This window comes from Geobacillus sp. PLS 41 (assembly GCF_056494105.1).
Genome location: NZ_CM151395.1, coordinates 851,273 through 877,633 on the forward strand (window position 1 = coordinate 851,273; position 26,361 = coordinate 877,633).

The window sequence follows — 26,361 nt, forward strand, 5'->3', positions numbered from 1 at the left end:
CTCGGTTAGGAGGACATGTCTTCGTGCTGGAAGAGAGCGAGCGCCAAAGAGAAGCAGCTGGGCCGTGATGAAAAAATGATGAGGAGGGAAGCCCATGTTTGACCCGGACAAATTGCCGGTCGAGATCGTGCGAATTCTCGATGAAAACGGAAATGGCGATGAGGAGAAGTTAGCGGCGTTTTCCGATGAGTGGCTGCTTCGTGCCTACCGGGAAATGCGGCGGGCGCGCGTCATTGATGAGCGGCTTTTGCGCATGCAGCGGCAAGGGCGGATCGGGACGTATGCCCCGTTTAGCGGTCAAGAGGCGGCGCAAATCGGCAGCGCCCTTGCGCTTCGAAAAGACGACTGGATTTTCCCGAGCTACCGCGAAGTGGCGGTCTGCTTGATGCACGGCATGCCGCTTGAGCAGTTTTTCCATTATGTGCAGGGCCGCCTGTCGGGAAAGCGGATGCCGGAAGGATTGAACATTTTCCCAACGCAAATCATTATCGCGGCGCAGACGTTGCATGCGGTCGGCTGCGCGTGGGCGTCGAAATTGAAAGGCGAATCGCAAGTATCGGTTGCGTATTTTGGCGATGGCGCGACGTCAGAGGGCGATTTTCATGAAGCGATGAATTTTGCCGCGGTGTACAACGTGCCGGTCATCTTTTTCTGCCAAAACAACCAGTACGCCATTAGCGTCCCGTACCGGAAACAGACGGCAAGCCGGACGATCGCGCAAAAAGCGCTCGCTTACGGAATGAAAGGGGTGCTCGTTGACGGCAACGATGTGCTGGCGGTTTATGAAACGATGAAACAGGCGGTCGAAGCCGCCCGCCGCGGCGAGGGTCCTATGTTGATCGAGGCGCTCACCTATCGGCTTGGGCCGCACACGACGGCGGACGACCCGACGAAATACCGCCGGCCGGAAGAGGTGGAAGCATGGCGGACGAAAGATCCGCTTTACCGTCTGCGCGTGCTGCTTAAACGGCGCGGATTATGGACGGAAGCGCAAGAAGAAGCACTTGTCGCCCAAGTGAATGACGAAGTGACGGCGGCGTACGAGGCGGCCATCGCCAGCAAGTCCGGTTCGATTGTCGATGTATTCGATTACGTGTACAGCGAAGCGCCAACATTGCTTGCCGAGCAAAAAGAAGAAGTGATGCGGCGCAAACAACGGAGCGGGGTGAGATAAATGGCCGAGCTGACGATGATTGAAGCGATCAATGAAGCGATGCGCCAGGAGATGGAGCGCGATTCGCGCATCATCGTGCTTGGCGAGGATGTCGGCGAAAACGGCGGCGTTTTCCGGGCGACGGACGGGCTGCTTGAGCAATTTGGCGAGGGGCGTGTGTTTGATACGCCGCTTGCGGAATCGGGCATTATCGGCACGTCAATCGGTTTGGCGATCAATGGCATGCGGCCGATTGCCGAAATTCAGTTTCTCGGGTTTGTGTACCAGGCGATGGACCAGCTGGCGGCCCAGGCGGCGCGCATCCGCTTCCGCTCCGCCGGGAGGTTTTCGTGCCCCATCGTTGTGCGCAGCCCGTACGGCGGCGGGGTGCGGACGCCCGAATTGCATTCGGATGCGCTCGAGGCGCTGTTTGCCCATTCCCCAGGCTTAAAAGTGGTCATGCCGTCCAATCCTTACGATGCGAAAGGGCTATTGATTTCCGCCATTCGCGATGAAGACCCGGTTTTGTTTTTGGAGCCGATGAAGCTGTACCGGGCGTTTCGGATGGAGGTGCCGGAAGAACCGTACACGATTCCGCTCGGCCAAGCGCGGGTCGTCAAAGAAGGAGAAGATGTGACGATCCTCACGTGGGGGCCGACCGTACCGCTTGTCGCCAAACTGGCCGATGAGATGCGGACGAAAGGGATTGACGCGGAAGTGATCGATCTGCGCTGCCTGCAGCCGCTTGATATCGACACCATCATCACTTCGGTGGAAAAAACAGGACGGGTGATGATCGTCCATGAAGCGGTGAAAACAGGCGGGTTTGGCGCGGAAGTGGCGGCCTTGATCAGCGAACGGGCGCTGTTTTCTCTATCAGCTCCAATCGTGCGTATCGCCGGCTACGACACGCCGTATCCGGTGCCGTCGGTGGAGGATGATTGGCTGCCGAACGCCGAGCGGATTGCGGAAGGAATTGAAACGTTGCTCCGTTACTAAACGAACCATGCCATCCGGGTCGATCGATCCACCATCAGAGTGCGTCAAGAGAAAAGGCGGCGCATCGATGGGTGGCGCCGCTTGATCCGATCGGGTGAGGAGGAGAACGATGAACGTATACGAATCACTGCTTGAATTGATCGGCGACCGCGAGCGGGTGAGCATCAATGAAACGGTGCTCGAACACCACAGCAAAGGCATCGCCTACCATGCGCCGCATGCGCCAGATGTCGTCGTGTTTCCGAAAACGGCGGAGGAAGTGAGCCGGGTGATGGCGTTTGCCAACGAGCACCGCATCCCTGTGACGCCGTTTGGCGCCGGCACGAGCTTGGAAGGGCATGTCATTCCAGTTGCGGGCGGCATCAGTTTGGATTTGACGTTGATGAACAACATCATCGACATTCGCCCGGACGATTTTCTCGCCATCGTCGAGCCGGGAGTGACGCGGTTGCAACTGAATGAGGCGCTGAAGCGATATGGGTTGTTTTTCCCGGTCGATCCGGGTGCGGACGCGACGATCGGCGGCATGGCGGCGACGAACGCGAGCGGCACGAACTGCGTGAAATACGGCGTCATGCGCGATCAAGTGCTCGGATTAGAGGTGGTGCTCGCTGACGGTTCGGTCATGCAAACGGGCAGCTTGGCGGTGAAATCGTCGGCCGGCTATGACTTGACCGGCTTGTTCGTTGGATCGGAAGGGACGCTTGGCGTGTTCACCCGTCTTATTGTCCGCCTGCATGGCATTCCGGAGGCGACAACGGCCATCAAAGTGTGCTTTCCGTCGCTTGAGGCGGCAGCGCAAGCGGCGTTTGCCGTGCTGAAAGCGGGCGTCGGTCCGGGGAAAATCGAGCTCGTTGACGAGGCGACGATCGCGGCGGTCAATGCGTACAAAAAAACCGATTATCCAGTGAAACCGACGCTGTTTATTGAACTGAGCGGCAGCCCGTCAAGCGTCGAGGACGGAACAAAGCTTGTCAACGAATTGTGCGAAGGGGAGGGCGCCGTTTCGTTTGTGGTCGAGACCGACTCGCTCGCCCGCGCGAAGCTTTGGGAAGCGCGCCACCATGCGGCGTTCGCCATTCAAGCCGCCTATCCAGGCAAGGCGATGCTCTCAACTGATGTGTGCGTGCCGCTGTCCGAGCTGCCGGGGGCGATCGCCGATACGCGCCGGCTTGTCAACGAGCAGAACATGACCGCCGCGATTTTCGGCCATGTCGGCGACGGCAATTACCATACGGTGCTTGCCTTTGACCCGAACGATGCGGATGAGATGGCGCGGATCGAACGCGTGCACGCCCATATCGTCCGCTATGCCTTATCGCGCGGCGGCACGTGCACGGGAGAGCACGGCATCGGCATTGGCAAACGGGCGTTTTTGCGTGAAGAAAAAGGAGACGCCGTGCTTTGGATGAAACGGTTGAAACAGCTGTTTGACCCGAACGGCATTCTCAATCCGGGAAAAATCTTTTTGCCGTAACGCTTCATCTGTATGGCGGCTCGATGGATTAGGTTGAATATTTCTCCCAAACATAAATGGGCTGAAGACGGGCCTTTATGGGGAAAAGGGTGCTCTCAATGGAACGGAGCACCTTTTTCTTCTTGTGTTTCTCTACAAGGATGGAGAGTGCCGTTGCTCGCATTTCATGAAACGTCCTCACGGTTGCTTTTTGCATACTGCGCGCTTGCTTTTCTTATCCTTTTTGTAACAGTTTGTTACTCCGAAGAAACAATTGTTTTTCACGTTCGTCTCGTTACAAAAAGCCGCCGCGCCCTTTACTTTTTTCGCCAAACACGGTTTATTGGTGATAGAATGATTCATCGACGTTGTTGCGAGAAAGGAGACGATCTGAATGGAGCATCGCCATCTGAAACCGTTTCCGCCCGGGTTTTTATGGGGCGCAGCATCAGCTGCGTATCAAGTCGAAGGGGCGTGGAACGAAGATGGAAAAGGATTATCGGTATGGGATGTGTTTGCCAAACAGCCGGGCCGAACGTTTAAGGGAACAAATGGTATCAGCGTGTGATTGAGACGAACGGTGCCGAGCTGTAGCCTTGTCACCGCCCGCTCGGCCCGCGGTCAGTTTGCGCCGGCAGCAGCCGATACATTTCCTTCGCCAGCCGCTCAAGCAAGTAGACGACCGGAAGCTGAGTGGTGACATCCGTCTGTCCGATCCGCTCCGGCGTGGTATAGTATGTCAAGTTGTAGTCCGAGATGTTCGCGAGTGTGCAATGTTTCCGGTTGGTGATGCTGATGATCGTGCTGCCGTTTTCCTTGAAGCGGTGCACTTGGGCGAGCGTATAGGACGTCTCTCCCGACACCGACAAGGCGATCACGGCGCAGTTGTGGAAATAATGGCCGTAAATCGGAAAAAACGGATCCTTGATGTAGACGGAAAACTTTTGAAACGCGGAAAAATAACGCGAGCCGTATTCGGCCAAAATGCCCGAGCTGCCCGATCCGACGAAAATGACGTGATCCGCCCGGGCGATCACAGCTGCCGCATCCAGAATGGTCCGCTCGTAATCGGTCGTCAGCGTCCGTTCGAAAAATTCCTTAAGCACCTCTTGACTGCTGATGATCGCGGTTCGCTTTGTCTCGCGTAAATACAGCTTCCATTTCGTTTTAAATTCACTGAACCCTTCGCAGCCGACCTTTTTGCAAAAGCGGAGCACAGTCGGCGGCGAGACATGGACGGCTTCGGCGAGCTCGCGGATGCGCATGTACGCGACTTCATGCGGATGTTTCATCACATAGTCGTAAATGGCGTAGTCGAGTTCGGAGAACTGAGCGATTTGTTCGGGAGTGAACATCGGGATACCTCGCTTTCATGGGACAGAACATGCGATAGCCGGAAAAGGATGGCGCTTTCAAGCCCACTGGTTGATTCCTACATTGATTATACCATGCCCAACTGGGCGAAAGGGGAAGAGGAGTATGGGGAAACGATTGAAAATGGCGACGATCGGCGGCGGGTCAAGCTACACGCCGGAATTGGTCGAAGGGTTGATCAAGCGTTATCATGAATTGCCGGTCGGGGAACTGTGGCTTGTCGATATTCCGGAAGGCAAAGAAAAACTCGAAATCGTCGGCGCCCTTGCCAAACGGATGGTCGAAAAAGCCGGTGTGCCGATCGAGATTCATTTGACTTTGGATCGCCGTCGGGCGCTAGAAGGAGCTGATTTTGTCACGACGCAGTTTCGCGTCGGCGGTCTTGAGGCGCGGGCGAAAGACGAGCGCATCCCGCTCCAATACGGGGTGATCGGCCAAGAGACAAACGGTCCGGGTGGATTGTTTAAAGGGCTGCGCACCATTCCGGTCATTTTGGACATCATTCGCGATATGGAAGAGCTTTGCCCCGATGCATGGCTGATCAACTTCACAAACCCGGCTGGAATGGTGACGGAAGCCGTCTTGCGCTACACGAAGCAGGAAAAAGTCGTCGGTTTGTGCAACGTGCCGATCGGCATGCGCATGGGCGTCGCCAAGCTGCTTGGCGTTGATGCCGACCGCGTGCACATTGATTTTGCCGGCTTGAACCATATGGTGTTTGGCTTGCACGTCTATCTGGACGGCGTCCGGGTGACGGAAAAGGTGATCGACCTCCTTGCCCATCCGGATCGTTCCGGTGTGACGATGAAAAATATCGTCGACCTTGGCTGGGAGCCGGATTTCCTAAAAGGGCTGAAAGTGCTGCCATGCCCGTACCACCGGTATTACTACCAAACAGACAAAATGCTCGCCGAGGAACTGGAAGCGGCGAAAACGAAAGGAACCCGCGCCGAAGTCGTCCAACAGCTCGAAAAAGAGCTGTTTGAGCTGTACAAAGACCCGAACTTGGCCATCAAGCCGCCGCAGCTCGAACAGCGCGGCGGGGCGTACTACAGCGACGCCGCCTGCAGCTTGATCAGCTCCATCTACAACGACAAGCGCGACATTCAGCCGGTCAACACGAGAAACAACGGCGCCATTGCCAGCATTCCACCAGAATCAGCCGTTGAGGTCAACTGCGTCATCACAAAAGATGGGCCGAAACCGATCGCCGTCGGCGACTTGCCGGTCGCGGTGCGCGGGCTCGTCCAGCAAATCAAGTCGTTCGAGCGCGTCGCTGCCGAGGCCGCGGTCACCGGCGACTACCAAACCGCGCTCGTCGCCATGACGATCAACCCGCTTGTCCCGTCTGACACCATCGCCAAACAAATGTTGGACGAAATGCTTGAAGCGCATAAAGAACATTTGCCGCAGTTTTTTAAACAGGCCAAAACAGTAGCTGGAAACTAAATCGTTTGGAAAAGCGATTGACAAAGCCGCCTGTCGCCGGGGCGGCTTTGTCATTTCATCGTGAAAAGCCGCACAACACAAGGGCTTTCTTCCCATTCACATTCCCCTTATTTTAGACAAAATCAATGCTTTTCACCAGCCTTTTCGGCAGGATTTTGCCCAAGGCGCGGCGAAGAAAATAAAGAAAGTTCAAATATCACAAGGAGGGAGACCGTGTCCGAAACGCGAATCGATCACGACCGGTTGTTTAAGGAGTTGCTGTCGACGTTTTTTGAAGAGTTTTTGCTTCTGTTTTTTCCGCACGTGTATGAACAAGTCGACTTCCGCCACGTCTCCTTTTTGTCCGAAGAGGTGTTTACGGATGTGGCGGCCGGCGAAAAGCACCGTGTGGATCTATTGGTGGAAACAAAATTGAAAGGGGAAGATGGGCTGATCATCGTCCATATCGAACACCAAAGTTACACGCAGCCGACGTTTCCCGAGCGCATGTTCATTTATGTCAGCCGTTTGTTTCAAAAATACCGCCGTCGCATTCTTCCCATTGCCATCTTCAGCTATGACGAACACCGCGATGAACCGTCCTCGTTCACCATCAAGTTTCCGTTCCTAACCGTTGTCGATTTCCGCTTTCTTACTGTTGAACTGCGCAAACAGCCATGGCGTGAGTACATTCGCCGCGACAACCCGGTCGCGGCCGCCTTGTTAAGCAAAATGGGGTATAATGAAAGTGAGAGAGTGGCAGTGAAAAGAGAATTTTTGCGCATGCTCGTCCGCTTGGAGCTTGACGAAGCGAAACAGCGGCTGTTGTTTGGATTTTTCGAGACGTATTTGACGCTGTCCGAACAAGAGGAAATCCAATTGCGAAACGAGGTGAACCAAATGGGAGCGAAGGAAGCGAAAAAAGTGACGGATCTCATCGTGTCGTATGAGCAACGGGGGATGGAAAAGGGAATCGAAAAAGGAATCGAAAAAGGAATCGAAAAAGGCAAGATGGACATCGCGAAACGGATGCTAGGGAAAGGATATGATGTGCCAACGATTTGTGAATTGACTGGACTGTCGGTTGAGGCAGTGGAAAAGTTGAAAGGATAAACGAGTGGAGAGACCCCGTTCCGATGCAGCGAGCTTGTTTCGGAACGGGGTTTTTTTGCTCGCTCTGCACTTGATGATGGGCATGGCCATCGCCGTATGGCGAATGATGCCGGCCGGACTGACCCCTATTTGGATTTCATATAGATGCAATTCATCCATTTTCTTTTGTCTAGGCTAGCGCCCCGACGTTCGTGTACAATGGCGGTAGGAGGGATCAAGATGCGCGATTGGTGGAAACGGCTGTTTTACGGGGGCGGCATCGCCGCGCTGATTGGAAGCGCTTCCTTCACCGCCTATTGCGCTTGGAACGTGTATGCGTATCCGAAATCAGAAAAGGAACGGGTTCCGGAAACAACAAAAGAGGCCTATCATTTCGTGCTTGTGCCGGAGGAACTCGATAATGATTACTGGCGGCTCGTGGAAAAAGGAGCGAAAGCGGCGGCGAAAGAACTGGGGGTTGACCTCGAGTATATCGGCCCGCGGCAGGCGAATATTGATGAGCATTTGCGCATTTTGAAAAAAGCCGCGGCAGCGAAAGTCGATGGGATCATCACCCAAGGGTTGACGGAAGCGGAATTTGTCCCAGTGATTAACGAAATCACGGACAAGAATATTCCTGTGGTGACGATCGATACGGATGCTCCAACGAGCCGACGCGTCGCCTATGTGGGAACGGATAATTATTATGCCGGTTTTCTCGCGGGACGGGCGTTGGCTGAGGATACAAAGGGCAAGGCGACGGTCGCGATTATTACCGGCAGTTTGACGGCGGCGCACCAACAGCTGCGAGTGCGCGGATTTGAGGATGCAGTGAGACAGGAAAAAGGAATCCGCATCGTTGCCATCGAAGAGTCGCACATTACGCGTGTGCAAGCCGCGGAAAAGGCGTATACGATTTTGAAAAAGCACCCGGATGTGAATGCGTTTTACGGCACGAGCGCGCTTGATGCGATTGGCGTTGCCAAGGTGGTCGAGCAGTTTCATCGGGAGCAAAAGACGTATATTATTGGCTTTGACACGCTGCCGGAGACGATCCGCTATTTGCAAAAAGGAACGATTGCGGCGACGGTGGTGCAGGAGCCGTATGAAATGGGATACAAGGCTGTCAAAATGATGGCCGAGATCGTCGCCGGGAAAGACGTGCCGGTGGTGACGAATACGGAGACGAAAGTCATTCGGAAAAAAGACTTGCCGCTGCGCCCGGCGCGCAATTATGAGGTCAACACGCCATGAAGGGGCCTGCCAGGCCTCCGTAGGGAGGGGGCTGAAAGCGGAGAAGGGTTGGCGAGCGCTAAAGCATGAGAGATGGCCGCCTTGACGTTCGAACACGTTCGACTTGAAGCGGCAGGACGATGCAGGCAACAAAGCGCCGGTGACAGCGGGGTGGAATTCAGATGAACATTCGGACGAAGATGCTGCTTTGCTTTACCGTTTTTTTGCTTTTGCTGAACGGAGCGGTGTTTCTTTTGTATCAGACGAGCGAAGAGATGATGAGCGATTATGATCAACGGATGCGCCGATTGTTGTTGCTCAATGAGGTGTCGCAGCGGGCAAACCGAATGATGGAACAGCTCAATGCGTACGTCTCGGAAAAAGAAGGACGGTATGCACGCGCTTATGAGCGGGAGTTCCGCTGGCTGCAGCAACGCCGCCGGCAGCTCGGCGCCATCTTGCCAGTGCTGTCCGACCGGCTGGCGGCGGAAAACTATGAACATATGATTGAAAGTTTGCTGGAGGAGGCGGCGCTGACGGTCTATCATTTTCAAGCTGGAAATATTGGCTTGTACTCATCCCACTTGCATGAAACGATGAACATTGCGTCCTTTTTGCAAGAGGAAACGTTAAACTTGATTGACGATGAGCTGACGGCCTACCAACGGCGGTACGATGAAGTGGAGCGGCGCAACCGCTATTTCCGCTATATGGGAATGGGATTGTTTGTCACGACGTTGTTGCTTGGCGCCTTGCTGGCGGTGTTCTTTTCCGGCCACTTAACGAAGCCGATCATTCTTCTCTCGCGCGCTGCCCGATCCATCGCTGACGGGCGGCTGGACGGGCCGGATATTGAGCCGATGACCAACGATGAGCTGCGGCTGTTGACGATCACGTTTAATGACATGCGCCGCAATTTAAAGCAGCTGATTGCGGAGATGAAACAAAAGGCTGAGCTCGACCGGCTGGTGAAGGAGCTGGAACTCAAAAGCTTGCAAAGCCAAATCAATCCGCATTTTTTATTCAATACGCTGAACACGGTTGCGAAGATGGCGTACTTGGAGGACGCCCAGCAAACGTCGCGGCTGATTGAAGCGGTGGCGGCCATTTTGCGCTACAACTTGGGTGATTTGCAGCGGACGGTGACGCTTGCCGATGAGGTGCGCATCGCCCGTGAATATTTCTTCATCCAGCAGACGCGGTTTTTTGATCGGATCAAGTTTTCGTTAGAGGCGGAACCATCTTGCCTCGATCAACCGATTCCGCCGCTCACGTTGCAGCCGCTGATTGAAAATGCGTTCATCCATGGCATTGAGACGTACGAGCAGGGAGCCGAGCTGTCCGTGTCCGTTTTCGCCGAAAACGGGCGGGTCGTTGTGGAAGTGCGCGACAATGGCGTTGGCATGGATGAGCAGGTGAAAGCGGAGCTTGAAGCGTTGATCCGCGGCGAAGAACCGCGGACGCGCCGTGAGCAAGGGCGCGGCCATTCAACCGGCATCGGCTTGCACAATGTCATTCGCCGACTGCAGCTGTTTTACGGAGTGATGGATGTGGCCGAAATCGAGTCTGCACTAGGAAAAGGAACGACGGTGCGGTTATGGCTGCCAAGATGGCAAGGGGGGATGAACGGTGAAAGTGGCGATCGTCGATGATGAGGCGTTGGAGCGAAGAGCGCTTTGCAAAATGATTAGCGACCACCTTCCGGATATCGAGGTGGTCGCCGAGGGCGCCAACGGGCGCGAGGCGGTCGAGATCGCCAAGCGTTATCGTCCGGATATCATGCTGATTGACATCAAAATGCCCGGCCTTGACGGGCTGCAAGCGATCGAAGCGATTCGCCAAGACGGCCTCGATCTGGAGTTCATTATTGTGTCGGCGTTTGATTTGTTCGACTATGCGAAACAAGCGATGCGGTTTGGCGTCAAGGAATATTTATTGAAACCGAGCCGGAAGGAGGAGGTCATTTCGGCTTTGGAACGGGTCAGCCAAGAAGTGGCGGCCAAGCGGCGACACGAGGAGAGCAGCCGCCAGCTCGAGGAGCAGATTCGCCGGTTGCAGACGCTTGTGGAAAGCGAATGGCTGTCCGTCCTCATGACAGAAGACGTATCGGCTGATGAGTGGGAGCGATGGAAGGAACTGCTGCCGTTTTCGATTGCGTCGGGGATGTTCCTCGTCATTCAGTTCCCGGATGCAGGGGTGGCTGACGAATGGAAATCATGGCTGGACAAGCAGCTTAGCGGGAAGGCGCCAACGCGCTATTGGATCGGGCGGATGGCGAACCGGCGCCTGCCGGTCTTGTTTTTCCGCAGCCCAAACGATGGCGAGCCAGCCTGGAAGCCCGTCATCCAGGCATTGGCGCTCGATTTGGCGCGGCAGTTTTCGGCCCGGTACGGCGCCGCGCTGTATATCGGGCTCGGCTCCCCGTTTTCCCGCCTTGACCAACTTCGTTCCTCGTACTATGAGGCGCTGTCGGCCGCTCATTATTACGCCGACCGGCAAAAAGCACAAGTGGGGTTTCTGCCGGCGGAAGCGACGCGCGCCGGCGGGGAAGCGGAACGGGATAAACAGCTGTTTGAAGCGCTGCGCCTTGGCGACATCGAGCAAGCCCGGATGATTTGTCTGACGTATATAGAGGAACTGGCCTCTTCTCATTCACTGCCGGCCGCCGGCCGCAAAGCGGAAGAGACCTTTGTGTGGCTCGGGCGTCTTCTATCGGAGCTGGGCATTCGTTATGAGCGGCTCGCTTCCTTTGCTTCCTGCCGGTCGGCGGCAGAATTGAAGCGAGCGGCGCTTGATGAACTGGACCGCATCGCCGCTGATCTCGAGGTTTGGCGCCAGCAGCAAGCTCACGGCAAAATCGGCAAGGCGAAAGAGTACATTGACCGCCATTATGCCGAGCCGCTGACGCTTGAGGAGGTGGCGGAACAAGCCGGGATGAGCCCATACTACTTCAGCAAACTGTTCAAAGAGCAGTTTGGCATCACCTTTATCGACTACGTGACGAACGTGCGCATCGAACGGGCGAAAGAAGCGCTGGCTGAGACGGATCAAAGCTTAAAAGAAATTTGTTTTTCAGTCGGCTACAACGACCCCAACTATTTTAGCCGCGTCTTTAAAAAGCAAACCGGCCTGTCGCCGAGCGAATACCGGAAAAAAGTACAGGCGCGCTGACAAGGGGAGTGCTGTCTCCAACAAGGAAGGTGCATGGCAAGTCAAAAGGTAAGTCCCGCGGACAAAGCAGGCTCCGCCCTTCTTCCGGCGTCCGAAGCGAAGCCCGCCCCCCTGATGGGGAGACGGGCTTTTTTCGCGCCATGGAAGCGAACCGGCCGTTAGCTGTACCAGCGAGCCTTCCGTTTGCCCAACAGGAGAAAGGAAAACAAAAAAGTGAAGAAAAACGCAAAAAAGTGAAGAAATCAAGCCGCCGATTGATAAGCGGCCCATGGTACACTCAACATTGAAAGGGGTTTCAAAAACAAACGGAAAAGGGGGAGGAACATGAGAAAGAAAGCATCCGCATGGCTGGCGTTGGCGCTTGGCGTCGGTATGGCGCTGTCGGGCTGCAGCAGCTCGAACTCTTCTTCGTCCGATGACGCCAAACAAGGCAGCCAAAAAGCGGGAGAGAAGCTCGAGATTTTCAGCTGGTGGACCGGAGCCGGTGAGGAAGACGGCTTAAAAGCGCTCATCAAACTGTTCCAAGAAAAATATCCGGATATTGAAGTCGAAAACGCGGCGGTGGCCGGCGGGGCGGGAACGAACGCCAAGGCGGTGTTGGCGAGCCGCATGCAAGGAAACGATCCGCCATCGACGTTCCAAGTACACGGCGGAGCGGAGCTGAATGAAGGCTGGGTGGCCGCCGGCAAAATGGAGCCGCTCAACGATTTATATGAAAAAGAAGGCTGGATGGACAAATTCCCGAAAGCGTTGATTGACATGGTGAGCAAAGACGGCAACATTTACTCCGTGCCTGTCAACATTCACCGCGGCAACGTGCTTTGGTACAACAAAAAAGTATTTGCCGACAACGGGCTTCAGCCGCCGAAAACATTCGACGAGTTTTTCCAAGTGGCCGACAAGCTGAAAGCAAAGGGCATTACGCCGCTCGCCTTAGGCGACAAAGAGCCGTGGGCAGCGACGCACCTGTTTGAAAACGTGCTGCTTGGCACGCTCGGAACGGAAAACTACAAGAAACTTTGGACGGGAGAATTATCGTTTAACGACCCACAAGTGAAACAAGCCGTTGAGACGTTTAAGAAAATGCTTGGCTATATTAACGAAGACCATAGCTCGCGCAACTGGCAAGACGCCGCCCAGCTCGTCGCCGAAGGAAAGGCGGCCATGTACGTGATGGGCGACTGGGTGAAGGGCTATTTTGTCAACGATTTGAAATTGAAGGTGAACCAAGACTTCGGTTATGTGCCGGTGCCGAATACGGAAGGCAAGTTTATGGTCATTACCGATACGTTCGGCCTGCCGAAAGGCGTGAAAAACCCGGACGATGTGAAGAAGTTCTTATCGGTGCTTGGTTCGGTGGAAGGGCAAGATGCGTTTAACCCGCTGAAAGGCTCCATCCCGGCCCGCATCGACGCGGATCCGTCCAAGTACGATGAATACGGCAAACAAACGATGCAAGACTTCAAGACGGCGGAGCTGGCGCCGAGCTTAGCGCACGGTTCAGCAGCGCCGGAAGGGTTTGTCACGAAGGTCAATCAGGCCGTCAACATTTTCGTGACGCAAAAAGATGTGAAGACGTTCATCGACACGTTGGCATCGGCCGCCGCAGAACTGAAGAAGTAATCGGGAAAAGGGGACGGGAGCCATTCTCTTCCCCTTTTCGTCATCATGAGGAGGGATCTTAGTGGAAACGGTCAACATCACGCCAGCCGAGAAGACAGCGGCTGTCCCCGCGGTGCGGAAAAAGCGGAAATGGACGGCCGATCATTGGCTGGCAGCGGCGTTTTTGGCACCGTCGGTCGTACTGATTTTCTTATTTGTGTACGGGTTTATCGGCTGGACGGGGTATGTGTCCTTGAGCAACTGGAATTCGCTCGTGCCGGATTGGTCGTTTGCCGGGTTGAAAAACTATCTGTATTTGTTTCATGATTTCCGCTTCCAGGCCGACTTGCGCAATACACTTGTGTTTACGGTGTTGTTTATCGCCGCCGTCATTGTGCTCGGCCAACTGCTTGCCATTTTGCTTGACCAAAAACTGCGCGGCGAGTCGCTGTTCCGCAACATTTTCTTCTTCCCGATGGCCTTGTCATTTGTCGTCACCGGAGTCGTGTGGCAATGGCTGTTCAACCCGTCAACGGGCGTCAACTTGTTTTTAAAACCGCTTGGCTTGGATGGAAAATGGTATACGGATACGAACATTCTGTTCGGATTTCATTGGGGCAAGATTGAGTTTGGCATCCCGGTCGCCATCATTGCGGTGGTCGTGGCGGCTGTTTGGCAAATGACTGGCTTTGCCGTCGCGATGTATCTCGCCGGCCTGCGCGCCATTCCAGATGAAGTGCGGGAAGCGGCGCGGATGGACGGAGCGACCGAGTTTCAATTGTATTGGAAAATCATTTTGCCGCTGTTGCGGCCGATCACTGTCAGCGTCATCATCATCATGGCTCATATTTCGCTCAAAATTTTCGATTTGATTTACGCCATGACCGGGCCGGGGGCGAACTTTGTCACCGATGTGCCGGGCGTGTACATGTTTGAAACGACGTTCCGCGGCAACTATTACGCCAACGGCGCGGCGATTGCGATCGTGATGCTGCTGTCGGTCGCCATCTTTATTGTTCCGTACCTCATTTCGAGCCGCAAGGGGGGATCGTGATGGCGAGATCCGTATGGGCCCGACCGTTTTTGTATGCGCTGGCCGTTGCCATGAGCGTGTTTTTTCTCATGCCGGTGTATGTCATGGTCATCACGAGCTTGAAGCCGCTTCATGAAGTGACATTGGCCGATATGTGGAAGCTCCCATCGACCATCGATTGGAGCAGCTACGCCACAGCGTTTGACAAACTCGCCCCAAACTTTTGGAATTCGCTGCTGCTCGTCGTGCCGGCGACGTTGTTATCCGCGCTGCTGGGGGCGCTCAACGGCTACGTGCTTTCGAAATGGAAATTCAAGGGGGCAGATACGCTTTTTACGCTTATTTTGTTCGGAATGTTCATTCCGTATCAAAGCATTCTCATTCCGCTGATCCAATTTTTGCGCGAAATCGGGCTGTACAACACGATTCCAGGACTTGTGTTCGTTCATGTCGTCTACGGCATTCCGATCACCACGCTGATGTTTCGGAATTTCTACGCGGCGATTCCCGATGAAATGATTGAGTCGGCGAAAATCGACGGTGCTGGGTTTGTCCGCATTTTTCGTTATATTATGCTCCCTTTGTCCATCACTGGATTTGTCGTCGTGGCGATCTGGCAGTTTACAAACATTTGGAACGAGTTTTTGTTCGCGGTGACGATCACGACATCCGACAAACAGCCGATCATGGTCGCCTTGCAAAATCTATCCGGCAGCCAAATCGTCCAATGGAACGTGCAAATGGCGGGAGCCCTGTTGGCGGCGCTGCCGACCTTGCTTGTGTACATCTTCCTTGGCAAATATTTTGTCCGTGGGTTGTTGGCTGGTTCGGTGAAGGGGTGAACGGGCGAAAAACGGAAAACGTCTCCGTCAAGCCGCCATCATGGCGGCTTTTCTATTTTGTCTTGTAGAATAGTTGAGCCTTGAGGGAGGCGATCGCTTCGCAGCGCTACACGCAGCCGGCGTTTCCCGAGCGCATGTTCCTTTATGTCAGCCGGTCATCTTCAGCTATGACGCCATCCGCGATGAACCGTCCTCGTTCACCATCCAGTTTTCGTTCCTAACCGTTGTTGATTTCCGCTTTCTGACCGTTGAATTGCGCAAGTTGCCATGGCGTGAGTACATTCGCCGCGACAACCCGGTCGCGGCCGCTCTGGTAAGCAAAATGGGGGATGATGAAAGTGAAAGAGTGGCCGCGGTGTCTTTGTTCCGGCCCTTGCGCGTATTGCATTGAGAATGCTTGGTATTGCAGTCGGGGGTGTGATCTTTTCTCTTCCATGCATCCTGCTTGCCAGCTGATTGATGGGTTAGGGCAGCGATGGGGAACGTTGACGGTCATGCAAAAGCGTGGTAAGATAACATAAAAACATACTATTCATATTTATCTACTATGAATTAAAGGATGGCTGAAAGGGGAGAGAGCAGTTGATTCGATTCCAGTATATTGAGAGCGGAGGGGAACGTTTGGCGGTTTCGATTCATGATCCAGCTGTGTCGGTTGATCGTGATGATGTGCCTGTTGTTGTCATTTGTCATGGGTTTATCGGTACGAGGATTGGTGTGGATCGGTTGTTTGTCCAAGCAGCGGAAAGATTTGCTTCGGCCGGAGTCGGAGTCGTCCGTTTTGATTATGCTGGTTGTGGGGAGAGCAGTGGAGAATATGGAAAAAACCGATTTGATGATTTCATTCGACAAACGAGAGATGTCATTCGTACAGTGGAACAATTTCCGTCGTTTCAGCGTCGGCCGCTTGTGCTTCTCGGCCATAGTTTGGGAGGGGCGGTGGCGACGGTCACAGCTGCATTGGATCGGCGAGTCGAACGATTGGTGCTTTGGGCGCCTGTTGCGTATCCACATGCAGATATTGTCCGCATTGCCACAGATGGGTATGGCCGCTCGGATGGTGAAACGATTGAGTACCGCGGATATCGATTGTCCCCTTCCTTTTTCACTTCGCTCGTTGATATCGACCCGTTGCAGGCGGCGAAACAGTTTCCGGGTGATGTCCTCCTTGTCCATGGAATAGCCGATCAAGAAATTCCTGTCATGTATGCAGATGTCTATGGGGAAGCATTCGGGCAACGAGCCGATTCACGATTTGCCAAACATGTCATCTCTAAAGCGGATCACACGTTTTCTTCCGTCTCCGCGCGAGAACAGTTGCTGCAGATCACGACGGCTTGGCTTTTCCAACGTGCGGTGGTCGTCTAGCAAGGGAAGGTGCCCACGAAGGAGCGGGCACCTTATCATTTCGAATGTCTTTGGTGTCGTTATTCTGATGTTCTCGTTGAAGCGGCGGACTTGTTCGGTGATCGCGAAAGAAGACGGCTGTCCTAGGGCTAGCCATCTGTTCGTGAGCCGATCGGGCGGAACGCGGCAGCGGGATGATCATGCGACAGGCGCGGGCCGTTCCCGAATAGCTTCTCCCGCATGGTTCCAGGGGTGTAGGCGGTTTTGTATAGACCGCGTCGTTGCAGGATGGGAACGACATATTCAATGAAATCGTCCAAATCTTTGGGCGTGATCAGATGGGTTAAATTGAATCCATCCACCCCCGAGCGCCGAGCTCGCTCTTCGATGGCGTCGGCGACCTGTATCGGGTTGCCGATTATGACGGATTCCCGTGTGAGCGTTCCGGCTTTTTGAAGCGCCTCACCGATCGTTAGCGGTTTTGTGGCGTCTTTTGTTAATGAAGCGGCTTTGTAGTGTCCATGATCCGTGGCGCGGAACAAGAACGGTTCATCGGCTGGCTTTGCTTCATATTCAGCCAAGTCATAGCCGCTCGCCCCGCTGAATTGGGCTTTGGCGGCGTCCATGCTCCATAGGCGGCGCAATTGTTCATATTTTGCTTCCGCTTGCTCCGTCGTTTTGGCGACAATGACCGTCAAAAAGGTGAAAAATTTCAGTTGTTGCGGATCTCTTCCGTATCGCTCGGCTCGTTGGCGAATGTCTTGAATGTAGAATGACAGCCGTTCGGGGGACGGAGCGCCGACGAAAACACATTCCGCATGTTTGGCCGCGAACGCCCTCCCGCGTTCGGATGAACCAGCTTGGTACAACACTGGTGTGCGTTGCGGGGAAGGCTCGCATAAATGCGGACCTTCGACAGAGAAAAAGGCGCCGTGATGGTTGATCGGATGAATTTTGGCAGGATCAATCAACACGCCTGTCTCTCGATCTTCGAGGAAGGCACCTTCTTCCCAGCTTCCCTCCCACAACTTATAAGTCACTTCCAAACACTCATCCGCGATCTCATATCTCTGATCATGGGTGATCATTCTCTCCAATCCAAAGTTTTTGGCCGCATTAGGCAAATAAGAGGTGACAATATTCCACGCGATGCGGCCGTTTGTCAGATGGTCAAGCGTGGAAAATCGTCTTGCGATATGGAACGGGTGCTCATAAGTGGTGCTTGCCGTTAACACGAATGAAAGATGGGTCGTGACGCTCGCCATGACTGGAATGATTAAGGAAGCGTCGTTTAGTGGAAACTGCATCCCGTCGCGAATCGATGGATCTTTGCTTTGTCGATACGTGTCGTACACCCCGAGCACATCAGCAAAGAAAACAGCGTCAAACAGCCCTGCTTCGAGGCGCTTAGCCATTTCGATCCAGTAATGGAGCTCTTTGTAGCGGCGGTGGCGCTCGCTGTCGGGATGCTTCCATAAACCGTGGGCATTATGCATCGCGCTTGCCATCTCAAAGGCATTGAATAATAGGGGTTGATCCATGAATTTGCCCTCCCTTCAAGACTGGCGGCTCTCATGATGACGAGCCGCCGGCTGTTATGGGTCATTGTTTTTGGAACCAATCGGGCCATACGTATCCTTTGTACTTCGGATCTTCTTTGATCAATTTAGCGAATTCTTTCGATTTATAAGCGGCGATCAAATCTTTGACAAAAGGTTTGTCTTTGTCCTCCGGACGGATGGTGACGACAATCAAATAGTAATCAGGCGTTTTTTCTAAGGCGACGGCTTCGGTTAATTTTAACCCAGACGATAAGGCGAAGTTGCCGTTGATCAAGGCGTAGTCCACATCGCCCAACGCCCGCGGCAGTTGAGCGGGATCCAATGGTTTGAGAATGATGTTTTTGTGAAATTTGGCAATATCTTTTTCCGATGCTTTTGTCGGTTCGACATCTTTCTTTAGTTCTAAGAGGCCGAGCTGCTGCAGCATTGTCAGCGCCCGCGCTTGATTGACCGGTTCGTTCGGCAAGGCGATGGTCGTTCCGTCCCGAATGTCATCGAGGGACGTATGTTTTTTTGAATATAAACCGATTGGAACAGTCGGAATCGAGATCAGCGGATGCAATTTCATTTGATGTGTTTTGGCGAAGTTTTCAAGATACATTTGGTTTTGAAACACGTTGGCGTCAATTTCTTTCTGATCTAGTGCGATATTGGGCTGCACGTAATCATTGAATTCAATTAATTTCACTTTGTATCCTTTCTTTTCTAGATAAGGCTGAATGGCTTCGCGGATTTGATCGCTGTATGGACCGGCGGTGGCGCCGATCGTGATCGTTTTCTTTTCCTCTTGTGCCGAGGAAGAGGATGATGAGCAGCCTGTTGCTCCGAAGATCAATACAATAAGGGCGAATAGAAAAGAAAAACGCTTCATGAACGATTCCTCCTCATAAAAAAGGTTGGTCAATGCCTCAAAAAGGCAGCCCATTATCGGTTGAAAGCGAGGCTAGTGTTGCTTGACGGAACAGGCGCTTCGCTCATGCGAAACGTTTATCGCTTATCGATCCAGCGGGCGATCGAGTCGCCGACAAACTGGACGACCTGCACTAAGCAGAGAAGAATGATAATCGTTGTGATCATCACCGTGTTGTCGTATCGATAATAACCAAAACGAATGGCTAGATCCCCCACACCGCCGCCTCCGACAATGCCGGCCATCGCTGAGTAGCCGATCAAGCTGATCGCCGTAATGGTGAGTCCATGGATGATGCCGGGAAGAGCATCGGACAGCAGAACATCTTTGATAATCATCCACGGAGTGGCTCCTACGGCGGTAGCAGCTTCAATCACGCCTTTATCGACTTCCCGCAAAGCGGTTTCCACAATGCGGGCGAAAAATGGCGTGGCGGCCACGGACAGCGAGACGGCCGCTGCTGTTGGACCAATGGTGGTGCCAACGAGCAGTTTCGTCAACGGCAGCAAGGCGACTAGCAAAATGATAAATGGGATCGAGCGGACGATGTTGATTAGAAAACCGAGAATGGTTTGCAGTGGTTTGTTTTCCCAAAACAAACCGCGATCTGTCACAAATAAGAGCACACCAAGCGGAAGCCCGGCGATGACGGCGGCTAACAGAGAAATGCCCACCATGTACAACGTATCCCAGAACGCTTTTAATAGTTCTGGAGCCAGCGCTTCAAGCGGCACGATCGATCACCTCGACTCCTTTTGTCCGTTCGGCCATGTAGCGAATGGCGCGCTCGACTTCCTCTTCATCTCCGCTCAATTCTAACAGTAGCACCCCAAGCGGTGTGTCGTTGATGTACTCAATTTTTCCGTGCAAAATGTTCCCGCGCACACGGAATGTTTGCAGCGTGTCGGATAGGATGGCTTGTTCAGCGGCAGGCCCTTGGAACAAAATTCGCACTAACGTTCCGGTTCGCGCTTGAAGCAGACGTTCTGGAACATCTAGGCGCAGCACATGCTCAACGAACGAGCGGGTCAACGGCTGCTGCGGTTGGGTAAACAGATCGTATACGTGGCCGATTTCGACAATGCGGCCGTTTTGCATCACAGCGACACGGTCGCAAATTTCTTTAATGACTTCCATTTCATGCGTAATGACGACAATGGTAATGCCGAGTTCGCGATTAATTTGCTTGAGCAACTGCAAAATAGAAGACGTTGTCGCTGGATCGAGGGCGGATGTCGCCTCGTCGCACAACAGGACGGTCGGATTGTTGGCTAAGGCGCGGGCGATGCCGACGCGCTGTTTTTGCCCTCCGCTTAATTGAGACGGATAAGCGTCACGTTTATCCAAAAGTCCAACCATTTCTAGCAGCTCGTGGACGCGAGTTTCGATTTCGGTTTTTGTCTTGCCTGCCGCCCGCAAGGCAAAGGCGATGTTTTCAAACACCGTTTTGGAACGAATTAAGCAAAATTGTTGAAAAATCATACCGATCTTCAATCGCGCTTCGCGCAATGCGGCTCCAGACAAGGCGGTGATGTCGGTGTCATCGACGATGATGCGGCCGGATGTCGGTCGTTCTAATAAATTGATGCATCGGAGCAAGGTGCTTTTTCCAGCGCCGCTATGTCCAATGATGCCAAAGATTTCTCCGCTTTGGATGGAAAGGGAAACATGGTCGACGCCGACCACTTCTTTCCGATGGACGTTGTAGATTTTCGTCAACTGTTCAATGTCAATCATGTCGTTCCTCCTTTCAAATGGTCGGAGAAGGATGTGGATTTGTGTTTGCTTTTTTGGCGGTTGTCGTTCCATTGGAAATGGCTTGGGACGCAAACAATTCCAAGACAGCGTCTTCCATCGGCGGATTATGCAATCCCGCCCGAACGTCGCGGTAATATTGTTGCAACGGGTTGGAAAGCTGCAAGCTTTTGGCGCCGACGATGCGCATGGCCAAATCGACGACTCGGTTGGCGCTGTTTAAGGCGATATATTTGGCGGCTGCCAATTCCCGATCCATGAATGGGCGTTTTTCTGGAAGCGTATCCCATCGTTCGGCCACAAAATAAAGAAAATGTCGAGCTTGAAACAATTCCATGTCCATTTGCGCGATTTTTTGCCGAACGTGCGATAGATGGATGATCGGTTCGGATACGCTGTTCGGTTGATAGTGTAAGGCAAACGAAATGGCGTAATTTCTTGCCGCGATGGCCGTCCCTAAATAGCAGGCTGGAATATGCAAAAGCCACGCTCGGCTTCCTCCTCCTTTGACGAATTCCAATTGATCGAGTTCGACTAAAGCATCTTGAGGCAGTTCGACATGGTCGAAAATGACGTCATCGCTTCTTGTCCCGCGCATGGCGATCATGTTCCACGTTTGTTCAATGCGAATGCCGTCGAGTCGATGATCGACGAGGAAAAATCCGACTTTTCCCGTATCGGCGATCGTTGCGGTCACCAATGAGTAGTCCAAGGCTTCTGCCATTGAAGCAAATGATTTTCTTCCGGTGAGAATCCATTTTCCATCGCGTTTCACTGCCGTCGTGACCGGCTTTCCTCCGCGCGTCGGGCTTCCGGTTGCTTCTTCGGTGGCGAGCCGGTTGATGACCGCTTTTCGTTCGACAATTTCGCGGCAAAGCCATTCAAAGGTGCGCCGATTCCATGTGTTGCGTTCGCGAATGTCGTAGACAAGTCCCAAATGCCAACCGGCGCACAACCCGGTGGAAGCATCCCCTTGGCTAAGCCGTTCTTGAATGAGAATCAATTCATATAAGGACAACTCTTGCCCGCCGAATTGGTTGGGCACGGTCAACGACAAATAGTTCGTTTCTTTCAAACGGTTGAAATGCTCAAACGGAAACATCGCTTCTTCATCGATTTGCCGCATGTTCTGGCGAAATTGTTCTGCAAGCAGGGCCGCCTGGTGCAACAGTTGTTCGTGACGTTCCGTTTTCACAAACAGTTGTGATAAATCATTGGCTAATTGTGGGATGACATCGGGAAACGACAATGGAATCTCTCCTTTTCGATCGATGTTCGACGATTGGTCTTGATTTTTCGATTCCTCACACGCGGATCGACTTTGGCACCGGCAATCCTAAGTGGTCTCTCAATGTTGTTCCTTCATAGTTGCGACGGAATAACCCGCGTTTTTGCAAAATTGGGATCACATGCTCAACGAATGACTGCAGTCCATTTGGATAATATGGGAACATGAGATTAAACCCGTCCGCTGCCCCTTGGAGAAACCAGTATTCGAGTTGGTCCGCGACTTGTTCGGGAGTGCCAATGATCGTAAAGTGCCCTCGCGCCCCGGCGATTCGTTGGTACAATTGGCGAATCGTCAATCGTTCGCGGCGCGCTAGATCAATGATGAGTTGACGCCGGCTTTGGTTTCCATTTGTTTCTGGAATGTCGTCGGGAAGCGGATCATCCAGTGAGTAACCCGAAAAGTCGATGCCGCCTAAGTAGTCGGATAAAAACGCCAGCCCGACCTCTGGCACGATCAGCTCCTGCAATTGTTCATATTGCTCCCTTGCTTCCTGTTCGGTTCGGCCAATGTAAGGTGCTACGCCAGGCATGATCAAAATATGGTCAGGGTTGCGTCCGGCGCGTGCGGCTTCCTGTTTCACAGTTTGGTAAAACCGCTGGGCGTCAGTCAACGTCGATTGGGCGGTAAACACCACTTCTGCAACATGGGCGGCGAAACGGATGCCGTCTTGTGATGAGCCGGCTTGAATCAAGACGGGTTTTCCTTGCGGCGGACGCGAAGAGTTCAGCGGTCCGCGCACAGAAAAATGTGTTCCATGATGGTTCAATGGCCGCCACTTTTCTGCATGAAAGTAGATTCCGGATGATTGATCGCGAATAAGTGCCTCTTCGTCCCAACTTTCCCACAGACCGTTGACGACATCGACAAATTCACGCGCACGCTCGTAGCGCAGCCGATGTTCCAAATGAGCCGTTTGGCTGAAGTTGTACGCTTCTTCCTCATAGTAAGACGTTACGATGTTCCAAGCTGCTCGCCCGCGGCTAATATGATCGAGCGAGGAAAATTTTCGCGCGATGTGAAATGGTTCATTGTATGTGGTTGAAGCAGTGCCAGCCAACCCGATGCGATTGGTCACAGCTGCTAAAGCGGCGAGCAGTGTGAACGGCTCGAGCCGGACGATCTCGGCAGGGTGAGACAACGGCTCAATAGCGAGCCCGTCGCTGACAAACAGCATGTCCAGCTTCCCTTGTTCCGCTATTTCAGCAATGCGGCGAAAAAATGTGAAATCTTCGCACCATTCCGGCCGCACATCGGGGTGTCGCCATGCGGCGATATGATGGCCGACGCCCATGAGAAACAGCCCGAATTTCATTTGCCGCACACTCATGCCATTGACTCTCCTTTCGTAGATGACGGTGTCCAGACGTGGTTTGCAATAGGAACCTCTTTGTTGATCAAGCCGATAGCGCGCAAATCACCGGCTTGTTGTTGCAAATCACGATTAGATCCATACTTCCGTTTGTCGAAGGCGCTCGCGAACAAGAGGGATCACGGAAGTTCCTACTTGCTCGATCGTCTCTAAGTGAGGAAAGCCGCGCAACAATACGTAATCAAAGCCGAGGCTGATGAATTCAATCAGCCGATCAGCCACCTGCTCGGGAGTACCGACGAGTGCAATCGAGTTGCCCGACAGCACTTGAGTGAGCCCGGCCCATAAGTTCGGACCGATTTGGAAACGCCGCTCGGCGCTCGTTTTCATCAATTCGTGCAATCGTTTCGCACCAACCGAATCTCCCTTTTGAATCAGCTCGTCCTTTTTTCGTTTCGCTGACTCCGACAGATGGCTGACCAACGCATCGGCCTGCTCCCATGCTTCTTTTTCCGTTTCTCCCAACACGACTTGAAACGAGATGCTGTAACGCAGCGTCCGGCCATAATGCGCTGCTTTTTGCTTCATTTCCTGGATTCGTTCTTTCATCCGTTCGAACGTCTCGCCCCACATCATGTACACGTCCGCTTCTTTCGCCGCCACTTCTTTGGCAATGTCCGAGGCGCCTCCGAAATAAATGGGTGGGCGCTGTGCAGGTTTGGGGAACAGCGAGGCGTTTTCGAGACGGTAAAACCGTCCTTCATACGTGACGGAAGGGAGAGTAAACAGTTGCTTCAACAGATGGATGTATTCCCTCGTCCGTTCATATCGCGTATCATGGTCAAGAAAGTCCCCCTCAGCCGCTAATTCTTCTGGTGAACCGCCTGTCACGATATTGGGCAATGCCCGCCCATTTGTCCAACAATTGATCGTCGCCAATTGTTTGGCAAAAATAGCAGGTGAAGTGGCGCCAGGACGGGCGGCGAACAGAAGGTGCAATTTAGTCGTCCGCGCTGCCAGATAAGCAGCGACGGCCAACGAATCGAGGCAACCTGCGCCTGTCGGCAACAGCAGCGTGGAAAAGCCATGGGCTTCCGCTGCTTTCGCAATCGCCTCAATGTACTCGACTGTCGGTGGACGCTCTGGATTCTCGTCCGTTCCGGTCCAACTGTTCAAGTTCGTCGAATTGCTGCCAAGACCGACGAATGTGCTGTCTCCAGATGTCGGGGCCATCGTAATAAATTCAACCATGTTTCCTCCTCCTTGTGGTCGGGATGGATCATCATCACGGGATCGTCTTCAAAAAGAGAAAAGAGAACAGAGCGCTTTTCGCTTTGACCGTTGTTCGTGAACGGTCCTTGTCAGCTGGCGACAATCATTTCCGCCGGCAGCCGATCACTTGATGAAAGCAGACCATTCCGCCACCGCTTTTCGAATTCTCGGAACGGAATCGGCTGTTCCAACAAATAAAATTTGACTTGTTGCTCGACTGCTTGAGCGTAGGAGCGTTCACAAAACATATTTGGCGGGGAAGCGAAGGCGTCGGCTCCTTTTTCTTTGGCGAAACGGAGAACCGCGCTTCGGCGTCCCCCTTGCAACTGCTTGGCGATATTCGGATAGTCTTCGTACGTTTGCGAACTCGTGTGATAAAGGCGAATGGTCGCTCCTTCAATGATGGGGACAACGTTTTCCTGCTCATCGAGAACAAGGGCAATGATCATCAATGTTCCCTCCATATCATTTCCGAGTAATTTTATATGTTTAATAAAAATATAAAGGAGCTGCTTCCATTTGTAAAATTGAAAAAATAGAAGTGATCGTTCAAAAAATGTGAAGATCAGTAGAGCATCTGCCAGCACATTGATCAAGCAAAAAGCGAATCCATTTTTCCGTTGCGGGGTGGCTCGCTTCACTCGTAAACATCCGTAAGATGCCAACAGTCAGTCCATCGCGAAAATCGGCGATCGGTTGTGCCACCGTTCCTGCTGGAGGAGGAGTGACAGCAATCTTCGGCACGACAGCGATGCCAAGCGAAGCATGGACATAATATTTCAGCGCCAACATGTTGCTAATCTCGGTTTTGTATAAAGGTTGAATGCCTAACTCCACCAGGCGTTTTTCCAAATTGCGTCGAAATGGGCAGGCGGCGCTCGTTACAAGCAGCGGCTCATCGGCCAAATCGCGAAGATAAACGACAGATCGTTTCGCTAATGGGTGAGAGGCGGGAGAAAGCAGCACCACTTCTTCGGAAAACAACGGTTCAAAGCTCGCTCCTGCCATGGTTTCCGGTGTTGCACAAATGGCTGCATCGATGTCTCCCCGCTCTACCATGTCCACAAGCATTTGGTTGCTATGAATTTGGATTGTAAACAGAATGTTCGGATGCTTGTCCCGAAAGGCGCTGAGCCATGCAGGAAGACGGTGACTGGCTGTCGGCTCCATCACCCCGATGCGGACGAGTCCTCTTTCGCCATCAATGCATTCTTTCAATGTTTTTTGTAAATGGTCGAAGCTTTTGAGCAAAAATTCCCCTTTCTCGCTTAACAATTTGCCTGCCTCGGTCAATTGGAACGGTTTTCCTCGCTTAATGAGCGTGATGCCAAGCTCTGCTTCTAAGTTTTTGATATGAGTCGTCACAGTCGATTGCGCGTAGTTCAACTCTTCAGCAGCTCGCTGGAAGCTTTTGTGTTTGACAACCGTTTGGAACGTTTTAATGGTGCGTAAATCCATAGGGTTTCCTTCCCTTCTTGTTCCATCTTGATGAACAGTCTTTTTCTTGTCCGATCACAAAAAAGGCAGATTGT

22 protein-coding genes and 2 pseudogenes are annotated in these 26,361 nt (G+C 53.1%); 14 read left to right on the forward strand and 10 right to left on the reverse strand.

The features are described from left to right. The first annotated feature begins 94 nt into the window (after positions 1-94). From pdhA to ACVX3G_RS04200, 4 genes and pseudogenes are all read left to right on the forward strand, one after another. The gene (gene pdhA, locus ACVX3G_RS04185) at positions 95-1,174 is read left to right on the forward strand and encodes a pyruvate dehydrogenase (acetyl-transferring) E1 component subunit alpha (RefSeq protein ID WP_021322689.1); all 1,080 of its coding nucleotides are present in this window, start codon (positions 95-97) and stop codon (positions 1,172-1,174) included. Then, positions 1,175-2,152 carry an alpha-ketoacid dehydrogenase subunit beta gene (locus ACVX3G_RS04190; protein WP_021322690.1) on the forward strand — a complete coding sequence of 326 codons (978 nt, stop codon included), beginning with the start codon at positions 1,175-1,177 and terminating at the stop codon, positions 2,150-2,152. It abuts the gene before it with no gap. Positions 2,153-2,261: 109 nt separating this feature from the next. Continuing rightward, positions 2,262-3,629 carry an FAD-binding oxidoreductase gene (locus tag ACVX3G_RS04195; protein ID WP_011232685.1) on the forward strand — a complete coding sequence of 456 codons (1,368 nt, stop codon included), beginning with the start codon at positions 2,262-2,264 and terminating at the stop codon, positions 3,627-3,629. A gap of 373 nt (positions 3,630-4,002) precedes the next feature. Then, positions 4,003-4,164 (forward strand): annotated as a pseudogene (locus ACVX3G_RS04200) (family 1 glycosylhydrolase); the annotation flags it as partial. Positions 4,165-4,207: 43 nt separating this feature from the next. Here the strand turns inward: ACVX3G_RS04200 and ACVX3G_RS04205 are convergent. Then, positions 4,208-4,963 carry a MurR/RpiR family transcriptional regulator gene (locus ACVX3G_RS04205; protein ID WP_025039029.1) on the reverse strand — a complete coding sequence of 252 codons (756 nt, stop codon included), beginning with the start codon at positions 4,961-4,963 and terminating at the stop codon, positions 4,208-4,210. A 124-nt stretch (positions 4,964-5,087) separates the two neighbouring features. On the opposite strand from ACVX3G_RS04205, the gene ACVX3G_RS04210 reads away from it, so the two are divergent. The 10 genes and pseudogenes from ACVX3G_RS04210 to ACVX3G_RS04255 all read left to right on the forward strand — a co-directional run bounded on the left by ACVX3G_RS04210 (position 5,088) and on the right by ACVX3G_RS04255 (position 16,751). After that, positions 5,088-6,431 (forward strand): 6-phospho-beta-glucosidase, encoded by a 1,344-nt coding sequence (locus tag ACVX3G_RS04210; protein ID WP_025039030.1) that lies wholly within the window; start codon positions 5,088-5,090, stop codon positions 6,429-6,431. A 213-nt stretch (positions 6,432-6,644) separates the two neighbouring features. Continuing rightward, positions 6,645-7,523, forward strand: coding sequence for an Rpn family recombination-promoting nuclease/putative transposase (locus tag ACVX3G_RS04215; protein ID WP_011232681.1), 879 nt, complete (start codon positions 6,645-6,647; stop codon positions 7,521-7,523). A 219-nt stretch (positions 7,524-7,742) separates the two neighbouring features. Continuing rightward, positions 7,743-8,756, forward strand: coding sequence for a sugar-binding protein (locus ACVX3G_RS04220; RefSeq protein WP_014196867.1), 1,014 nt, complete (start codon positions 7,743-7,745; stop codon positions 8,754-8,756). Positions 8,757-8,917: 161 nt separating this feature from the next. Continuing rightward, on the forward strand, positions 8,918-10,387 hold the full coding sequence (locus ACVX3G_RS04225) for a sensor histidine kinase (protein WP_011232679.1): 1,470 nt from the start codon (positions 8,918-8,920) through the stop codon (positions 10,385-10,387). Then, positions 10,365-11,906, forward strand: coding sequence for a response regulator transcription factor (locus ACVX3G_RS04230; RefSeq protein ID WP_020278789.1), 1,542 nt, complete (start codon positions 10,365-10,367; stop codon positions 11,904-11,906). Before ACVX3G_RS04225 ends, ACVX3G_RS04230 begins: the two co-directional genes overlap by 23 nt. Positions 11,907-12,230: 324 nt before the next feature. Further along, positions 12,231-13,529 carry an ABC transporter substrate-binding protein gene (locus ACVX3G_RS04235; RefSeq protein WP_014196864.1) on the forward strand — a complete coding sequence of 433 codons (1,299 nt, stop codon included), beginning with the start codon at positions 12,231-12,233 and terminating at the stop codon, positions 13,527-13,529. A 61-nt stretch (positions 13,530-13,590) separates the two neighbouring features. Then, entirely contained in the window at positions 13,591-14,562 is a 972-nt protein-coding gene (locus ACVX3G_RS04240; protein WP_011232676.1) for a carbohydrate ABC transporter permease, read from the forward strand. Next, positions 14,562-15,383 carry a carbohydrate ABC transporter permease gene (locus tag ACVX3G_RS04245; RefSeq protein WP_021322694.1) on the forward strand — a complete coding sequence of 274 codons (822 nt, stop codon included), beginning with the start codon at positions 14,562-14,564 and terminating at the stop codon, positions 15,381-15,383. The genes ACVX3G_RS04240 and ACVX3G_RS04245 overlap by 1 nt, the downstream gene beginning before the upstream one ends. Positions 15,384-15,475: 92 nt before the next feature. Further along, positions 15,476-15,768, forward strand: a pseudogene (locus ACVX3G_RS04250) (DUF4351 domain-containing protein); the annotation flags it as partial. A gap of 197 nt (positions 15,769-15,965) precedes the next feature. Beyond that, a complete protein-coding gene (locus tag ACVX3G_RS04255) occupies positions 15,966-16,751 on the forward strand; it encodes an alpha/beta hydrolase (protein WP_014196862.1) in 786 nt (261 codons plus the stop codon). Between the two features lie 128 nt (positions 16,752-16,879). Here ACVX3G_RS04255 and ACVX3G_RS04260 read toward each other — a convergent pair whose 3' ends face one another. The 9 genes from ACVX3G_RS04260 to ACVX3G_RS04300 form a co-directional block, all read right to left on the reverse strand. Further along, a complete protein-coding gene (locus ACVX3G_RS04260; RefSeq protein WP_014196861.1) occupies positions 16,880-18,271 on the reverse strand; it encodes an LLM class flavin-dependent oxidoreductase in 1,392 nt (463 codons plus the stop codon). 61 nt (positions 18,272-18,332) lie between these two features. Then, positions 18,333-19,163 carry a MetQ/NlpA family ABC transporter substrate-binding protein gene (locus ACVX3G_RS04265; protein WP_014196860.1) on the reverse strand — a complete coding sequence of 277 codons (831 nt, stop codon included), beginning with the start codon at positions 19,161-19,163 and terminating at the stop codon, positions 18,333-18,335. A 116-nt stretch (positions 19,164-19,279) separates the two neighbouring features. Next, the gene (locus ACVX3G_RS04270) at positions 19,280-19,936 is read right to left on the reverse strand and encodes a methionine ABC transporter permease (RefSeq protein ID WP_014196859.1); all 657 of its coding nucleotides are present in this window, start codon (positions 19,934-19,936) and stop codon (positions 19,280-19,282) included. Beyond that, positions 19,926-20,939: a methionine ABC transporter ATP-binding protein gene (locus tag ACVX3G_RS04275; protein ID WP_014196858.1), complete on the reverse strand. Its 1,014-nt coding sequence runs from the start codon at positions 20,937-20,939 to the stop codon at positions 19,926-19,928. The genes ACVX3G_RS04270 and ACVX3G_RS04275 overlap by 11 nt, the downstream gene beginning before the upstream one ends. Before the next feature lie 13 nt (positions 20,940-20,952). Further along, the gene (locus ACVX3G_RS04280; protein WP_014196857.1) at positions 20,953-22,206 is read right to left on the reverse strand and encodes an acyl-CoA dehydrogenase family protein; all 1,254 of its coding nucleotides are present in this window, start codon (positions 22,204-22,206) and stop codon (positions 20,953-20,955) included. Between the two features lie 55 nt (positions 22,207-22,261). After that, on the reverse strand, positions 22,262-23,575 hold the full coding sequence (locus ACVX3G_RS04285; RefSeq protein WP_014196856.1) for an LLM class flavin-dependent oxidoreductase: 1,314 nt from the start codon (positions 23,573-23,575) through the stop codon (positions 22,262-22,264). A gap of 114 nt (positions 23,576-23,689) precedes the next feature. Next, positions 23,690-24,808: an LLM class flavin-dependent oxidoreductase gene (locus ACVX3G_RS04290; RefSeq protein ID WP_014196855.1), complete on the reverse strand. Its 1,119-nt coding sequence runs from the start codon at positions 24,806-24,808 to the stop codon at positions 23,690-23,692. Between the two features lie 110 nt (positions 24,809-24,918). Continuing rightward, positions 24,919-25,278, reverse strand: coding sequence for a NifB/NifX family molybdenum-iron cluster-binding protein (locus tag ACVX3G_RS04295; RefSeq protein WP_021322695.1), 360 nt, complete (start codon positions 25,276-25,278; stop codon positions 24,919-24,921). 100 nt (positions 25,279-25,378) lie between these two features. After that, positions 25,379-26,287, reverse strand: coding sequence for a LysR family transcriptional regulator (locus ACVX3G_RS04300; RefSeq protein WP_014196853.1), 909 nt, complete (start codon positions 26,285-26,287; stop codon positions 25,379-25,381). Positions 26,288-26,361: the final 74 nt, after the last annotated feature.

Coding starts and splice junctions, on each gene's coding strand:
- ACVX3G_RS04300 (WP_014196853.1), bottom strand. CDS start 26,287: ATGGATTTACGCACCATTAAAACGTTCCAAACGGTTGTCAAACACAAA.
- ACVX3G_RS04220 (WP_014196867.1), top strand. CDS start 7,743: ATGCGCGATTGGTGGAAACGGCTGTTTTACGGGGGCGGCATCGCCGCG.
- ACVX3G_RS04260 (WP_014196861.1), bottom strand. CDS start 18,271: ATGGATCAACCCCTATTATTCAATGCCTTTGAGATGGCAAGCGCGATG.
- ACVX3G_RS04265 (WP_014196860.1), bottom strand. CDS start 19,163: ATGAAGCGTTTTTCTTTTCTATTCGCCCTTATTGTATTGATCTTCGGA.
- ACVX3G_RS04290 (WP_014196855.1), bottom strand. CDS start 24,808: ATGGTTGAATTTATTACGATGGCCCCGACATCTGGAGACAGCACATTC.
- ACVX3G_RS04205 (WP_025039029.1), bottom strand. CDS start 4,963: ATGTTCACTCCCGAACAAATCGCTCAGTTCTCCGAACTCGACTACGCC.
- pdhA (WP_021322689.1), top strand. CDS start 95: ATGTTTGACCCGGACAAATTGCCGGTCGAGATCGTGCGAATTCTCGAT.
- ACVX3G_RS04245 (WP_021322694.1), top strand. CDS start 14,562: ATGGCGAGATCCGTATGGGCCCGACCGTTTTTGTATGCGCTGGCCGTT.
- ACVX3G_RS04285 (WP_014196856.1), bottom strand. CDS start 23,575: ATGAGTGTGCGGCAAATGAAATTCGGGCTGTTTCTCATGGGCGTCGGC.
- ACVX3G_RS04225 (WP_011232679.1), top strand. CDS start 8,918: ATGAACATTCGGACGAAGATGCTGCTTTGCTTTACCGTTTTTTTGCTT.
- ACVX3G_RS04195 (WP_011232685.1), top strand. CDS start 2,262: ATGAACGTATACGAATCACTGCTTGAATTGATCGGCGACCGCGAGCGG.
- ACVX3G_RS04235 (WP_014196864.1), top strand. CDS start 12,231: ATGAGAAAGAAAGCATCCGCATGGCTGGCGTTGGCGCTTGGCGTCGGT.
- ACVX3G_RS04295 (WP_021322695.1), bottom strand. CDS start 25,278: ATGATCATTGCCCTTGTTCTCGATGAGCAGGAAAACGTTGTCCCCATC.
- ACVX3G_RS04190 (WP_021322690.1), top strand. CDS start 1,175: ATGGCCGAGCTGACGATGATTGAAGCGATCAATGAAGCGATGCGCCAG.
- ACVX3G_RS04210 (WP_025039030.1), top strand. CDS start 5,088: ATGGGGAAACGATTGAAAATGGCGACGATCGGCGGCGGGTCAAGCTAC.
- ACVX3G_RS04275 (WP_014196858.1), bottom strand. CDS start 20,939: ATGATTGACATTGAACAGTTGACGAAAATCTACAACGTCCATCGGAAA.